This is a genomic window from Cellulomonas sp. Root485, assembly GCF_001426705.1.
In the GTDB taxonomy this organism is placed as follows: domain Bacteria; phylum Actinomycetota; class Actinomycetes; order Actinomycetales; family Cellulomonadaceae; genus Cellulomonas.
In genome coordinates, this window is the sequence record NZ_LMFC01000002.1 from 380,465 (window position 1) to 393,600 (window position 13,136).

Here is a 13,136-nt window from a genome sequence, read left to right on the forward strand (position 1 = left end):
GCTCACCCGATCGTGTTGAACGGCAGCCAGGTGTCGAGCGGGGCGGGGAACGGCCGGTTCTCCGGGAGGAAGACGAACCCCGCGACGACGTTGCCGGTGATCGCCGCCGCACCGACGGCCGCGACCGCCAGGGCGTAGGTGCGGTCGTTGCGGCCGCCACCGACGACGTTGCCGTTCACCGCCGCGGAGCCGAGCCCCAGCACCGCCGCCGTGAGCGTCGCGTGCAGGCTGGTGAGCCGGTTGGAGCTCACCGTCGCCGCGTCGGCGTCGGCGCTGTTGCTCACCTCGCCCTGACCCCGCTCGGTCGCTCGGGTGTAGACGAACAGCGCCGGGCCGGTGGTGCCCTTGTCCGGGACGGCGCACTCCACGATGTTCGCGTCCACCGAGAGCGTGGTGCGGATCCCCTCGCGCTCCTCGTCGATGAGCGCGAGGGTGGCGATCCAGCCGATCAGCACCGGGACGAGGTTCGCCTCGAGCATGATCGTCGGGGAGGTCGGGACGGTGACCGCGGGTGCGTCGACCGTCGTGATCGGCGTGTTGAAGAGGGCGGACGTCGCGGTGGCGCGGGACCGTGCGCGCGTGGTGGTCGGCGCCGCCGTGCCGTCCGCCGGGTCGGTCGTGGGGTGGTCGCGCAGCAGGGCGGACACGAGCGAGGACATGCCGCGGGTGCGCAGCTCCGTCGCCTCGGTCAGCCGCGCCTTGGTGTGCGCGCTCTCCCACTGCACCAGGCCGCGCGGCCGGCGGTCCTCGAGGTCCGGCAGCGGGTGGACGGCCGCGAACATGGCGAGCAGCACGAGGACCGGGTCGAGCAGCCCACCGCCGACGGCCGCGCGGGCGAGCGCCGCGGCAGGCTCGCGGCCCCCCGCGACCTCGTACTTCCCGGTGAGGTCCGTCGAGGCCAGCGCCTCGGAGTCGACCAGCCAGAAGCCGCCGTAGCAGCGCTCCACCTGGTTCCGCGCGATCGTCACCTGGCCGAGGCGCGCCGAGACGAGCAGGGGTGCGGCGATGCCGACGAAGCGGTTGTCGGTGATGATCGCGTCGTCGAGCAGGGCGGGGAGGCGGGCGGCGCCCAGGGCTCGGGTCGCGCGCTCGCGGTTGTCGCGGGTGAGCGCGGTGTCGCCGAGCAGGTACCCCGCGAGCACGCGGCGCGCACCGTCGCCGACGATGGGCGCCAGCGGGTCGTGCAGGAAACGGTTGCCGGTGAGCCGCAGCCCCCACTGGGCGCCCGCGGCGAAGACGCCGACGCCGAACACGTGCCGCGGCATCGTCTGCGCGACCTCCGGCGTCGTCTCGTGCTCCCCGACGGTGAACCGGAACAGGCAGTCGGCGACCTCGAGCACCGCGCAGCTCACCGGCCGGATCCCGATGGACACCCACAGGTTGCCCACCTGCGAGTTCACAGCGTCGGAGACCGCTGCCGTGAAGCCGGTGTTCGCCAGGCCGGTCACCCGGCCGGCCACCGCGGGAACCTGGGGCAGCTCGAGCTCGAAGCCCGTGATCGAGACGTTGTCCGCCTCGATGAGCAGCACCATGCCCTGCCCGAAGTCCTTCACGGCCTCGGGCCGCACCGCGAGCACCGCGGCGCCCGAGCAGCCGCGCAGGGTCACGTTCGAGTGCCGCTCGCGCAGGACCAGCGGGCGCACCAGCTCGTAGCGGCCGGGCGAGAAGCAGAGCGTCACGCGGTCGCCGCGCTCCTTGATGGACCGCCCCGCGACGGCGGCGTCGAGCAGAGCCTGCAGCCGGGGCGCGTCGGACGGCCGGACCTCGAGCGTGCAGCAGCCGTCGTCGTCGAGCTCGGTGAGCGGGTCGAAGGGGTGGCGGCAGTCCTCCAGGAGGTCGAACACCCCGTCCTGCCAGCCGATGACGGCCAGCGGGCAGACCCACTGCCGGGGACCGTCGGGCGGCTGCGGCGTCCGCAGGTAGCGCGCGGGGTACACGGTCGTGGGCGTGCTCGGCCGGACCGCGACGCACCAGAAGTCGTCGACGTGCGGGACGCCCCCGGTGGCCAGGCTCAGGGTGACCTGCATGCCGGTGCCCGTGAGCGCGACCGGTGTACCGAGCGTGACCCCCGTGAGCTGCTCCTGCCAGACCCGCAGGTACAGCTGGGGGTCGTCGTCGTAGTCCGACGGCAGCGCGGTCGGGAACGCGACCGTCTTGGTGTCCGGGTCGTACGGGGTGGCCAGCACGCCGACGACCCCGCCCAGCGCGGCGACCCAGCCCTCGACCTGGCCGTCGGTGCTGGTCAGCTCCGCCGAGGCACGCAGCACCTGCACGGGCTGCCCGGCGCGCGGACGGTGGTGGTCGTCGACCGGGCTGCGGTCGAGGGTGAGCACCGGTGCGGCGCTGTCGTCGGGGGTCACGCGGTACAGCGCCGACGCGTCGTCGTACCCCCACACGGCCGTGATGGTGCCGTCGTCGGGGTCGATGCCGGTGATCTGGAACCGGATGCACTGGTTCTCCGCGCCCAGGTAGCCGCCGGTGCTGGACGGCTCGCACGGGTCGCCGACGTCCGGGTCCTGCTGCCAGGTGACCAGCAGGCGCGTCCCGGACGCGAGCTGCATGGTCGCCGGGTCGAACGACAGGCCCTCGGCGGCCCAGCCCTTGAGGTCGAGGCCCAGGGCCCCCGCGCACGTGGAGGCGTCGGTCGGCCGGCGGACGATGTGCTGCACCAGCCGCGTGCGGGCCGCGCCGTCGGGCCCGCCGAGCGCGACCTCGTAGAGCGCCGGGTCCTCCACGGCCGTGACGTCACGCTCCGTGACGAGCAGCAGCACGTGCTCGCGTCCTGCCCGGTCCACGTCGACGACCGGCTGGTCGAGCCACTCCGGCTGCTTGTCGGTGGTGATCGCCTCGTCGAGCACCACGCGCAGGCCACCGACGTACATCGTCCCGGCGCCGATCGTCAGGTCGGTGCCCGACGCCGGGCCGACCGCGTAGCCGTCGTCCGGGGTGCCCGCCGGGCCGACGACGTCGAGCAGCACCTCGCGGCGCTCCTCGGCGTCGATGGTCCGCTGCTCGTTCTGCTCCGCCTCGAGGGCGACCCGCCCCTGCTGGGTGACCACGCCGGCGTACCGCCGGGCGGGGTCGAACGACAGGCGCGCTACATCGGTGGCCATGGTCTGCCTCTCGTGAGCTCACCCTCCGGGTCGGCCGCGGGCAGGTGCACGAGCACCGGCGCGAGACCGACGGGGAGGTATTCCTGCAGCTTGATCAAGAGCGAGCGGTCCTTGACCGCGGCGGCGTCCCGGCAGAACGCCCCCATCTCCGACCCGGCGTGGCTGCCGGTCAGCAGGCTCGGGTCGCCCGCGGTGTCGGCCCCGAGGATCGCGCTGTCGGCCCCGTCGGGCAGCTGTGCGTAGCCCCACTCGCCGAACCGGCGGCTGACCATCACGGGTGCCCCGGGGGCGATCCGGACCGACTCGTACCGGCGCGGCAGCGCGCTGCCCGTGGACCAGGCGCTGAACCGCACGCACCCGTCCTGCGCGTCGCGCACCCGCACCACGTCGTCGAGCAACGACTCGCTGCACTCGAGCCGGTGCACGTACGCCGGCCCGAGCAGCGTGGTCCGGCACAGCTCGACGAGGCCGGCGTCGGTGGCCAGGGCGGCGTCGGCGAGCGCGACCGGGAACGCCTCAGCCAGCAGCTGCCGGTTCAGCGCGGCCAGGTCCGGACCGGTCGCGGGCGGGCTCAGCGCGGCGGCTGCCGTCGTGTCGCGCAGCGGGCGGTCGGCGAAGCGGGTGGGGGTCCAGACGAGCGGACCGTCGACGACGGCCTGCAGGTCCGCGACGACCGCGGCCTGGTCGTCGGGTGGGACCTCGGCGCCGTCGACATAGGCCGCCGCGGCGGTTGCGGCGGTGCCGGTGAGCTGGCCGGCGAGCCACGTCGTGAGCTCGTCCCGCTGGTGGTGCAGGGCGCTGAGCACGGCCTGCGGGTCCCGCAGCCAGGTCAGCGTGCCGGGCTCCTCGGTGGGCAGGCCCTGGACCACCGAGTCGGTCACGGTGAGCCGCTCGACCAGCCCGCCCGCGCGGACCCGGACGGGCCCGGTGATGCAGCGGTCCAGCACGAGTGACCCCACCTGACCCTCGACCCAGAGGGTCACGGGGGCCAGGTCGCGGCCGTCGACGCTGCTCTGCCACAGGGTCGGCGGGGTCGCGGCCGCGCCGCTGGTGCCGGGGTCGAGGGTGCAGCAGGTCAGCCGCACCTCCTCGAACGCGCCGCGCAGGACGACGTCCGTGCCGCTGACCAGCAGGCCGGCCAGGTGCAGGACGGGGGTCGTCGTCGGGGCGCCGGTGAACACCCACGGTGCGGAGCCCGGGGCCAGCCGGATCACGGCCCGCTCGCCCTGGGCGGCGCGCAGCGTCACGTCCTCGATCGGGGCGGCGACCGAGCCGACGTCCGCCGTCGTGGTCAGGGTCCGGCCGTCGTCGACCACGATCGTCCCGGTGCTGCCCAGGGCGCCGATCGCGATGGGCAGGTCGATGGCCGAGCCGCCGTCCAGGTGCAGCCGGGGGAGTGCCTCGTCCGGTTCGTCGACCCCGACCTGCCGGCGGTCGTACGGCCCGGCACCGATCCGCGAGAACAGGCCGTAGTGGTACCCGACCTCCAGCTGCGTCGTCGTGCCCGGCGCGGTCCGGAACCGGCCGACCTCGGGCCACACGGTGACGTCCGCGAGCTCGAGCGGGTCGGCGGTGCCCTCGGGCGTGACGGAGAGGCTGCGCGGCCACAGGCTGGCGTCGGGGTCCGGGAACTGGGTCGGGTCGGGCGGCGTCGCGGTGACCGAGGCCCACAGCGGCTCCGTCAGGGGCGCCGGCACCTGCCAGACGTCGATCGGCAGCCACGTCTCGCCGTAGTCGTTGCCGCCGCGGGCGGCCGCGGTGAACAGCGGCACCTGGCGGCCCGTCGGGTCGAACGCGTAGTGCCCGGGGCAGCCGGCGACGGGGACGGGCGTCGCCCGGTCGACCCCGAACGAGACCGTCCGCCACAGGAAGAACCCGACCTTGGGGATGCCGTACCAGCCGAGGTCGCCGCGGCCGACCCGCACGTCGAGCCGGTGCGCGTACTCGTCGAACGCGGTGTGCGCGAGGGTCGCGCCGAGCGGGTGGCGCAGGTCCGCCCAGCCGCCTGCCGGGGTGCCGGTGAGGAGGCCGGTGAGCTGCTCGGCGTGCTGCAGGGCGCGGGCACCGGTGGGGTCGGGGTCGTCGGCGGGCCGGCCGATCGCGGGGTCCAGCCCGTGCCGCGTGCGCGCGAGCCGGCGGAACATCTCGATGGCCCGCGTCTCGTAGCCGGTGACGTCGTGCGCCAGCTGCTCGAGCAGCGCGACCGTGCCCTTGCGCCGGCGGTAGGCGATCGTGTTAGCGACGTCCAGGCGGCGTCCCCGCGCGTCCATCGACGGGACCAGGTTCGTGGCCAGCAGGTCCGCGAGGTACGGGATGACCCAGGTGTCGCACGTCTCGATCGACTGGTCCTCCCAGAGCCGGTCGATGCTGCGCCGGACGACCGCCATCGACGCGCCGACCCGCTCCAGCAGCTCGCGCAGCGGCCCGTCCCCGTCGACGGTCTGGCTGTCGGCCGCCCGGTACACGGCCGGCAGCAGCGACCAGAGCTTGGCGGCGTACCGCTCCTCGTAGGCGTCGTGCACGGGGGTGCTCATGGGGTCACCTCCGCGAGGGACACGTGCAGGTCGGTCGGGGCCAGGGTGAAGAACCCGCCCTGCCCCGGGTCGAACCGCGGCCCCGGGGTCGTGTACTTGTACCAACCCCACCACCAGCGGGTGAGCGTCAGCTGCGACGTCGACAGCACGCCCGGCACCTCGCAGACGACGCGCTCGATCTCGCTGCGGTACAGCGGTTCGCCCAGGGTGCGGGCGCCGGGGGCGAACAGCCCGTCGGTGTCGTCGAGCAGCGCGGCCGTGACGGCGGCGACCACGTCGGCGGCGACGAAGCTGACGTCGACGCTCAGGGCCAGCGACAGGGCGGCCCGGCGCCGGACGGCGGGGAGCACGACGAGCGGGCGGTTCGGGTCCGCCTGCGCAGCGAGCGCCTCGCGGGCCGACGCGAGGGCGCCAGCGTCGTCGCCGACGTACACGTGCACCGTCGGGCGCTGCTCGGCCGCGTCCCACTCGAGCACCGCGCTCGCTCGGCGGACGCCCGGTGCCGCGGCCGCGACGGCGGCGTAGTCGTCGCTGCTGATCGCCCGCCCGAACGTGAGCACCGAGCGCGGGGCCAGCCAGCGCACGTCGGCGGCCGGCTCGGGGTCCGCACCGCCGACCGGCACCACCGGGTTGCGCACCGAGCGCAGGTTGGGCACCGACGTGAGCACCTGGGACAGCGCGCCCACGGGCGGCACCGCGGCGCCCGAGCCGACGCGGTAGGTGGCGACGACGGCTGCACCCGTCGGCAGGCGGGTCGTGCGCACGTGCGTCGCACCCTCGTCGTCCACCCACGTCTCGAACACCTGCTCGTCGGGCCCGTGCCCGTAGAGCGTCGGCACCTCGGTCCAGTACCGTCCGCCGACGCGCAGGACCACCGTGGAGGAGTACCCGTCGCCCGACCTGCCCGGTGCCGACGCGAGGTACGTGACCGGTGACTTGGCGAGCGCGAAGTCCTGCCCCGGCAGGCTCGCCTGGCCGGTGCCCAGCACCTCGTCGCGCACCGTCGCCCCGCGCGAGACCTGCACGAGGTCCCACAGCACGGTCAGGGGGGCGCGCAGCGCGGGGGCTCCGGCACCGCCGCCGACGGTGACGTCGTTGGTGCCCGGCTGCGGCGTCAGCGTGACCCGGGCACCGGTGCCGTGCGCGTCCTCGACGAGGGCCGTCCGCGCGACGCCCGCGGCCACGGCCGGCGGACGGGCGAGCGTGAGCTTCCCGCCGAGGCCCGTGACGGTCGCGACGGGGGTGTCCAGCAGCACCCCGACGTCGTTCCAGCCCGCGCGGACGGTGACGGTCGCGGCACCCGACTGGTAGCCGGCCAGGTTGGCGCCGCTGTGCACGCCGACCGTGAGCGTCGAGACGACGACCGGGATCCCGGGCACGTCCCCGGTGGGCGGGGTACCCGGGGAGGCAGGCAGGGCGTTCGCGTACCAGAGCGACTCCGCGTACGAGGAGAGCCGGACGACGTCGAACGACGCTCCCGGGCTCACGCCGAGGCCGGCACCGGGCTTCTCCACCAGCAGCGGGTCGCCCGCCTTGAGGAAGCGCGCCGCGCCGTCGAGCACCAGCGTGGTCCCCGTCGCGACGGTCGCTCCGGCGGGCAGCGACGACAGGTGCATCGTGCGCGTCGAGCGTGCGAGGCGGTAGTCGCCCGCCACGGCCGAGCCGGGCAGCGTGCCGGTCCCCGCGAGCAGGACGCGGGTGTTCTTCCGACCGCGCGGGTCGCGCTCGACGACCGTCCCGGTGACCTGCACGACGACGGCCGGGTCGTTGGCCGACGCCCAGGCCTTGGTCCGCAGCAGCAGGCGGTCGCCCACCGCGATCGACGTGGGGACGCCCTTGACCAGCACCCCGCCGCGCGCGAGCAGCCGCAGGTGCGGCGGGACCTGAGCGGCTCCCGGGGCCGACGACGGCGGCGGCCCGTCGACCGCGGCGGTGGTCGACAGGTCGTCGGGCAGCGCGGCCGGCACGCTCGTCGGCTGGGTGAAGGTGGTGACGGACGTCGTCTCGAAGGTCTGCGACTCCATCCCGGGGGTGGCCTTCGACGCGATCGCGGTGCCCGCCGGTACGACCAGGGGAGCCGGCCCCGACGCCACGACCGCCAGCGTCGCCGTCGCGCCGATCCCCGGCCGCGGCCGGTACCCCAGCAGCGAGACCAGCCGGTGGATGCTCGTCTCCTGCACGGCCGTGCCGACGTAGTGCTCGTTCGCGATCCGCTCGTTGTAGAACGTCAGCACGTCCGCGATGTAGGCCCACCAGTCGACGACCTGCAGACCGAGGTCGGTCCCCGCGGTGGGCCGCCACACGTCCAGCTCGGTCTCGCCGGGCAGGTGCTCGAGCAGCGCGCGCCGGAACGTGGGGAACACCCCGACGCGGTACGCGATCTGGTCGAGGCCGGCCGGGTTGGACACGACGATGGTGCTCGGCGGCACGCCGCACTCGCCGCGGCAGTCGCAGCCGCAGCACGCGCAGGACAGGGTGACGCTCACTTGCCCCCCAGGACGACCACACGCAGGGACCCGCGGTCGGGGTGGTTGGGGTCGTCGGCGACGCGCAGGATCTCGTCGCGCGCGGCCGGGACCGTCTCGGGCATCGGCACGTAGTCGGGGACGTAGCCGCGCCGCCGGTAGGTGACTGCGACGACGCCGTCGACGCCGACCGCCGCCTGCACCGCCGCCTCGAGCTCGCTGCGCTGCAGCGGGTCACCGAACGAGAGCCGCCCCGGGGCGAAGAACGCGGGCGAGCCGTCGCGACGGGTGCCGGTGCCGAGCTCGGTGAGCACCGCCGCCTCGACCTCGCCGCGCAGCGCCCACGACTGTGCGCAGACCGTCACGACCAGGTCGATGCCCGCGTACCGGGGGTCGGGGGTGTAGACCTCGTACCCCGCGATGCGCCGCCGCCCGAGCAGCCGGACCAGCTCGACGTGCTGGTCGAGCGTCAGCTGCTCCGCCGCGCGCGGCTGTGCTGTGGTGAAGACGGTGAGCCACGACCCGGTCCACCGCATCGACGTGCCGGCGTCGAGCACCCACGGCAGCTCGCGCGCGGTCGCGTCGTAGTCCGCAGCGCGCACGGCCCGGAACTGACGGGCCCGGAAGGCGAAGGGCGCGTTCGCCCGCACGTGCTCGAGCGTCTCGGCGTCCGCCCCACCGGTGGACGCGAACGGGTTGGTGGCCGAGAGGAGCACGCCGGCGAGCTCGGGCGGGACCGTCGTGATCGAGTCCGCGGCGACGACCCCCGCGGCGCCCGCCCCGACGCGGTACGTGACGTCGAACGTCGACCCCGCGGCCGGCAGCTCGCCGAACTCGCCCGTGCCGTGCCGGACCGTGTCGCCGGCACCGTCGTACTCGAACCACGGCACGCCGCCGGTGCGGTCCGGCCGCACGTCGCGGTAGGCGACCGGGTCGACGGTGTACGCCGCCTCGTAGAGCCCCGCGTCGAGCAGGGACCGGCGCCAGCGCCACGTGCGCGGGGGGTCACCGGGGTCCGCCGGGCGCTGCACCACGTGCAGCTCGGGCAGCGGGGTCCCGGTGTCGTCCGCGAGCCAGGCGAGCTGCCCGGCCGTGAGCGTGTGCTGGTACTGGGGGACGCCGTCGCCGCAGCCGACATCCGGACCGGTGCGCGTCACCGCGGCCAGCGGGGCGTCCGGTCCGGCCGGGTCCGGGTCCGCCACGTACGTCTCGGTGTAGCGGCGGCCCTGCGTGGCGGGCACGAGGTTGCCGGCCAGGTGGGTGCGGGCCAGCGCGTGCTCGGAGCGCAGCGCCTCGGTGCCGTCCCAGACGATCCGGGTGACCGGCTGCCCGAACAACCGGTCCTGCTCCTCGAACGCGCCGACCAGGTGCACGACCTCGCGCACGGGTGCGTCGGCGGCCGTCGGCGCCGCGGTGTCGATCAGCAGGGCGATGCCCTCGGTGCCCGTCTGCGGGTCGCCCACGGGGAACGCGAACCCGTGCCCGGCCACCCACATCTGCGTCGCACCCGCCGGCAGGCACGCCTGCGAGTCGTCCCACAGGTACGGCAGGATCCGCGGCGCCGGACCGCCGCCGCTGTGGTCGGACCGGTTCCAGCGCGGGTCGACGGGCAGCGTCCCCGTCCGCAGCTCCGCGGTGTCGTGGTCGACCAGGCCGTCGCCCAGCTCGAAGTCGAGCGCGCCACCGTCCGGCTGCGGCGCACCCACCACGAGGCCCACCGGCACGCCCGCGGCGGCGACGTCGACCTGCACCCACGCGCGGGCCGACGTCGCGGGCCGCGGCTCGTAGTCGACCAGCCGGGCCAGCCGGACCGCCGCGACGCGTTCGGTCGCGGTCGCCAGGGCGGCCTGCAGCCCGATCCGGTCCTGCAGCAGGCTCAGGTCGTCGCCGACCGCCGAGAGCAGCTCCGCGAGCACCATGCCGGCGTCGGGCTCGTCGCGCTCGACCCACGCGGGGTACGCGGCGGCCGAGTAGTCGAGCAGCGCGGCCCGGAAGCCCGCGTAGTCCTTGGCCAGGTAGTCGATCACCGGGCTCGGACCGGTCGGCGTGTCCTCGTCGTCGCACGTGAGGCAGTCGAGCGTGGACGGGCACCCGGCCTTGAAGGTGAACCCGATCGCCGCGTAGTACTCGTCGAGCACGGTCGAGCGGACCGTCAGCGTGTACGTCGAGAAGTCCCCGCGGAACGGGGTGCGCAGCGCGAGCAGGGGACGGCCCGCGTCGTCGACCGACCAGTCCGCGGCGGTGACCGGCAGCACCGGCACGGTCGGGGTCGCGTCGCCGCCGGTGATGGTCACCGGGTTCGTCGCCGCGAGCGTGCCCTGCACCGGGACGGTGGTCAGGAAGTGCACGCGCAGGTTCGTCTGGTCCGGGCTCGTGATCTCGACGAAGTCGATCCCGTTGAGGGTGGTGGAGGCGAGCAGCGTCGCGAGGCGGTCGGGCATCAGCTCACCTGCACCGCGAGGGTCGAGAGCGTCTGCGTCTCGACGAGCGTGTACGTCACCGTGACCAGCAGCGTGCCTTCGTCGAGCCCGTTGGACGGGTCGGACCCCGCCAGGACGTCGACGCGCTCCAGGTGCACCTGGTCCGCGAGCCACGTCGCCAGCGCCTGCTGCACCTGCATCGTCACCGTCGCCACCAGCGCGTCCGACTGCGGCGCGAACACGAGCCGACGCAGCCCGCACCCGAACGTCGGCAGGTTGACGCGCTCGCCGGGGCTGGTGAGCAGCAGCTGGTGGACGAGCTGGTTGACGTGCTCCGGGTACGGCGCGCGCGCGACCTGCCCGGCGCCGACGTCGACGCGCAGCGGGAAGGCGTAGTCGTGGCGGATCACAGCCCGCTCACCTGCGCCTGCGTCGCCTGGATCATGACGGTGCCCTGCACCGCGCCGTCGCCCGCCTTGCACATGCCGACGCTGTCCATGGAGAGCGGCTTGGAGCCGTCACACGAGCTCTGGAGCACCGTCGACATCCACTGCACCTGCAGGCACGGGTGCGGGTTCGGGCCCAGCATGAACGCGCACCCGCCGATGGTGAACGTGTCCGAGTCGAGCACCACGGGACCGCCCCCGACCGTCACCTTGGAGTTCGCCGGGGACACGGTGACCATCCCGCCGTGCGGGCACATGAGCGTGGAAGACGCGTTCAGGAGGTCGCCCATCACGTCACCTCCAGCGCGCCGTCGTTGATGGAGACGTTCGAGTCGCCGACCGCGACCGACTTGCCCCCGCGGGACGTCGTGACGCCGTTGCTGTCGAACGCGACCTTGCCGCCGCCGGAGTCCTCGAGCGTGACCTCGTCGGCGTCGTCGTCGAACAGCAGCTGGTGCGGTGCGGCGGTGACGAGCCCACGGACCTTGGGCGCGGCGTCGGCGGGCAGCTCGCCCGAGCGCCAGAAGCAACCTGCCCAGATGGGCTGGGACACATCGCCGCCCTCGAACTCGATCCACACCGCGGCACCGGCGTCGGGCACGAGGAACAGCCCGACGTCCTTGCCGGCGTACGGCACGCACGGCAGGCACCAGCCCGACGCCTGGTCGCCGAGCACGGCCGGCACCTTCGCCTTGATCCGCAGCGTGCTCGCGTCGACGTCGACCACGGTGCCGCGGTACTTGCCGTAGAACCGGTCGCGCACCCGGTCGACGAGGTCGAAGAGCTGGTCGTCGCGGCTCATGCTGCCGCCCCCATCGCGTTGCGGACCAGCACGAACGTCGCCTGGTGGCTCTGCTTGGTGATGGTGTGCCGGACGCTCCACACCAGGTAGGACCCGGACAGCAGGGCCCCGCAGCCGACGACCGACGCGATCATCCCGACGCGCGGCACGGTCTTGAGCACGGCGATGTCCGCGGTGCCCTCGCAGCGCGAGAACCAGCCGGCCTCGCGCAGCAGGCCCGCGGCGCGCTGCGGCAGCTCGGCGGTGTCCGCAGCGGCTGTGAGCCGGACCGTGCGGTCCTTGCCGGTGAACCCCGACAGGGGTGTCTTGCCCAGCGGGGACAGCCCCGAGTCGGACGTGTCGGCGCTGACCCCGTCCTCGTCGTCGTCGGTCAGGCTCGCCTGACGCGCGGCCACGGCGGTGGGGCGACTGGCGTCCCACGTGAAGTCGAGGACCGGGGACGTCTGGACGTCGACCGAGTTCACGTCGATGGTCAGGGCGGGCGCGCCGTCGAGGGACGGTGCGGCGAACCAGCCGGTCCGGACCCCGGGCTTGTCCGCACAGGTCACCCGGCACCAGCGACCCGTCCGCCGCGCCAGCCGACGCAGGAAGTCGATGTCCGACGCCCGCTGCATCAGGGTGTGCTCGTCCTCGGTGTGCACCGGTGCGTCCTCGGAGCTGTTCTGCGGGGCGGGCGTCGCGCCGTACGACTGGAAGATCGCGCTCGCGACGTCCACGTCGGACATCCCCGCCCACTCCTTGACGTTCTCCGTCAGGCCCATGAGGACGGTCGCGTCCTGGCCCCACACCTCCACCCGCGCGCCCGACGGCCCGGCCGGCACGTGCACCTTGTGGGACAGCACGTACCCGTCGAAGATGCACTGGTCCGCGCCGCCCTCGGGGGTCACGACGACTGCGATGTTGGCGTACGGGCCGATGCGCGCGTCACTCACCCAGGTCAGCTCGCCGTCGGTGACGCCCACCGGCAGCTGCAGTGAGATCGCACCCGGCAGGTCCGCGTTCTCCTCGATCTCGAGGCCTGCGACCACGTCGTAGAAGGCGGTGTCGGCCGGGGTGCCGTCGAACAGGACCTGGTACTCGCTCACGGGCGCTCACCGCCCGGGATCGCGATCAGGTCGCGTGCCGCGAGCGCGTCGGGCGCGATGACCCCGTTGGCGTCGCACAGGCGCCAGCCCGCGGTCGCGTCGTGCAGGAAGCGGTGGGCGACGAGGTCCAGCCGCTCGTCGGAGGACCGCCGGTGCCAGCCGACCACGGGCGCGCTCGTGGGCGCGGGGACCCGCAGCACCGTCACGACGGTCCCGTCCGGCAGGGTCACCTCGTACGTCCCCGAGTCTGCGTAGCGGCTGGTCATCGTCG

The 13,136-nt window shown here is 74.5% G+C and carries 9 protein-coding genes; all 9 read right to left on the minus strand.

Annotated features, from left to right (window positions below):
- Positions 1-2: 2 nt before the first annotated feature.
- The 9 genes from ASD16_RS10450 to ASD16_RS10490 are packed head-to-tail and all read right to left on the minus strand — an operon-like array spanning position 3 to position 13,131.
- Positions 3-3,113, minus strand: coding sequence for a DUF6519 domain-containing protein (locus tag ASD16_RS10450; RefSeq protein WP_055916532.1), 3,111 nt, complete (start codon positions 3,111-3,113; stop codon positions 3-5).
- Positions 3,098-5,647: a hypothetical protein gene (locus tag ASD16_RS10455; RefSeq protein ID WP_055916535.1), complete on the minus strand. Its 2,550-nt coding sequence runs from the start codon at positions 5,645-5,647 to the stop codon at positions 3,098-3,100. Before ASD16_RS10455 ends, ASD16_RS10450 begins: the two co-directional genes overlap by 16 nt.
- Positions 5,644-8,076: a baseplate J/gp47 family protein gene (locus ASD16_RS10460; protein WP_157453887.1), complete on the minus strand. Its 2,433-nt coding sequence runs from the start codon at positions 8,074-8,076 to the stop codon at positions 5,644-5,646. The genes ASD16_RS10455 and ASD16_RS10460 overlap by 4 nt, the downstream gene beginning before the upstream one ends.
- A 53-nt stretch (positions 8,077-8,129) precedes the next feature.
- Positions 8,130-10,553: a baseplate J/gp47 family protein gene (locus ASD16_RS10465; RefSeq protein ID WP_055916539.1), complete on the minus strand. Its 2,424-nt coding sequence runs from the start codon at positions 10,551-10,553 to the stop codon at positions 8,130-8,132.
- The gene (locus tag ASD16_RS10470) at positions 10,553-10,942 is read right to left on the minus strand and encodes a GPW/gp25 family protein (RefSeq protein ID WP_055916541.1); all 390 of its coding nucleotides are present in this window, start codon (positions 10,940-10,942) and stop codon (positions 10,553-10,555) included. Before ASD16_RS10470 ends, ASD16_RS10465 begins: the two co-directional genes overlap by 1 nt.
- On the minus strand, positions 10,939-11,268 hold the full coding sequence (locus ASD16_RS10475) for a hypothetical protein (RefSeq protein WP_055916542.1): 330 nt from the start codon (positions 11,266-11,268) through the stop codon (positions 10,939-10,941). Before ASD16_RS10475 ends, ASD16_RS10470 begins: the two co-directional genes overlap by 4 nt.
- Positions 11,268-11,780, minus strand: a complete 513-nt coding sequence (locus ASD16_RS10480) for a phage baseplate assembly protein V (RefSeq protein ID WP_055916545.1) — start codon at positions 11,778-11,780, stop codon at positions 11,268-11,270. The genes ASD16_RS10475 and ASD16_RS10480 overlap by 1 nt, the downstream gene beginning before the upstream one ends.
- Positions 11,777-12,865, minus strand: a complete 1,089-nt coding sequence (locus tag ASD16_RS10485; RefSeq protein WP_055916548.1) for a phage late control D family protein — start codon at positions 12,863-12,865, stop codon at positions 11,777-11,779. Before ASD16_RS10485 ends, ASD16_RS10480 begins: the two co-directional genes overlap by 4 nt.
- Positions 12,862-13,131, minus strand: a complete 270-nt coding sequence (locus ASD16_RS10490; RefSeq protein WP_055916550.1) for a hypothetical protein — start codon at positions 13,129-13,131, stop codon at positions 12,862-12,864. Before ASD16_RS10490 ends, ASD16_RS10485 begins: the two co-directional genes overlap by 4 nt.
- Between the last annotated feature and the right edge of the window lie 5 nt (positions 13,132-13,136).

What these genes read in the sequence shown, in the direction of transcription:
- ASD16_RS10450 (WP_055916532.1), bottom strand. Translation starts at nt 3,113, where the DNA reads ATGGCCACCGATGTAGCGCGCCTGTCGTTCGACCCCGCCCGGCGGTAC.
- ASD16_RS10465 (WP_055916539.1), bottom strand. Translation starts at nt 10,553, where the DNA reads ATGCCCGACCGCCTCGCGACGCTGCTCGCCTCCACCACCCTCAACGGG.
- ASD16_RS10480 (WP_055916545.1), bottom strand. Translation starts at nt 11,780, where the DNA reads ATGAGCCGCGACGACCAGCTCTTCGACCTCGTCGACCGGGTGCGCGAC.
- ASD16_RS10490 (WP_055916550.1), bottom strand. Translation starts at nt 13,131, where the DNA reads ATGACCAGCCGCTACGCAGACTCGGGGACGTACGAGGTGACCCTGCCG.
- ASD16_RS10475 (WP_055916542.1), bottom strand. Translation starts at nt 11,268, where the DNA reads ATGGGCGACCTCCTGAACGCGTCTTCCACGCTCATGTGCCCGCACGGC.
- ASD16_RS10455 (WP_055916535.1), bottom strand. Translation starts at nt 5,647, where the DNA reads ATGAGCACCCCCGTGCACGACGCCTACGAGGAGCGGTACGCCGCCAAG.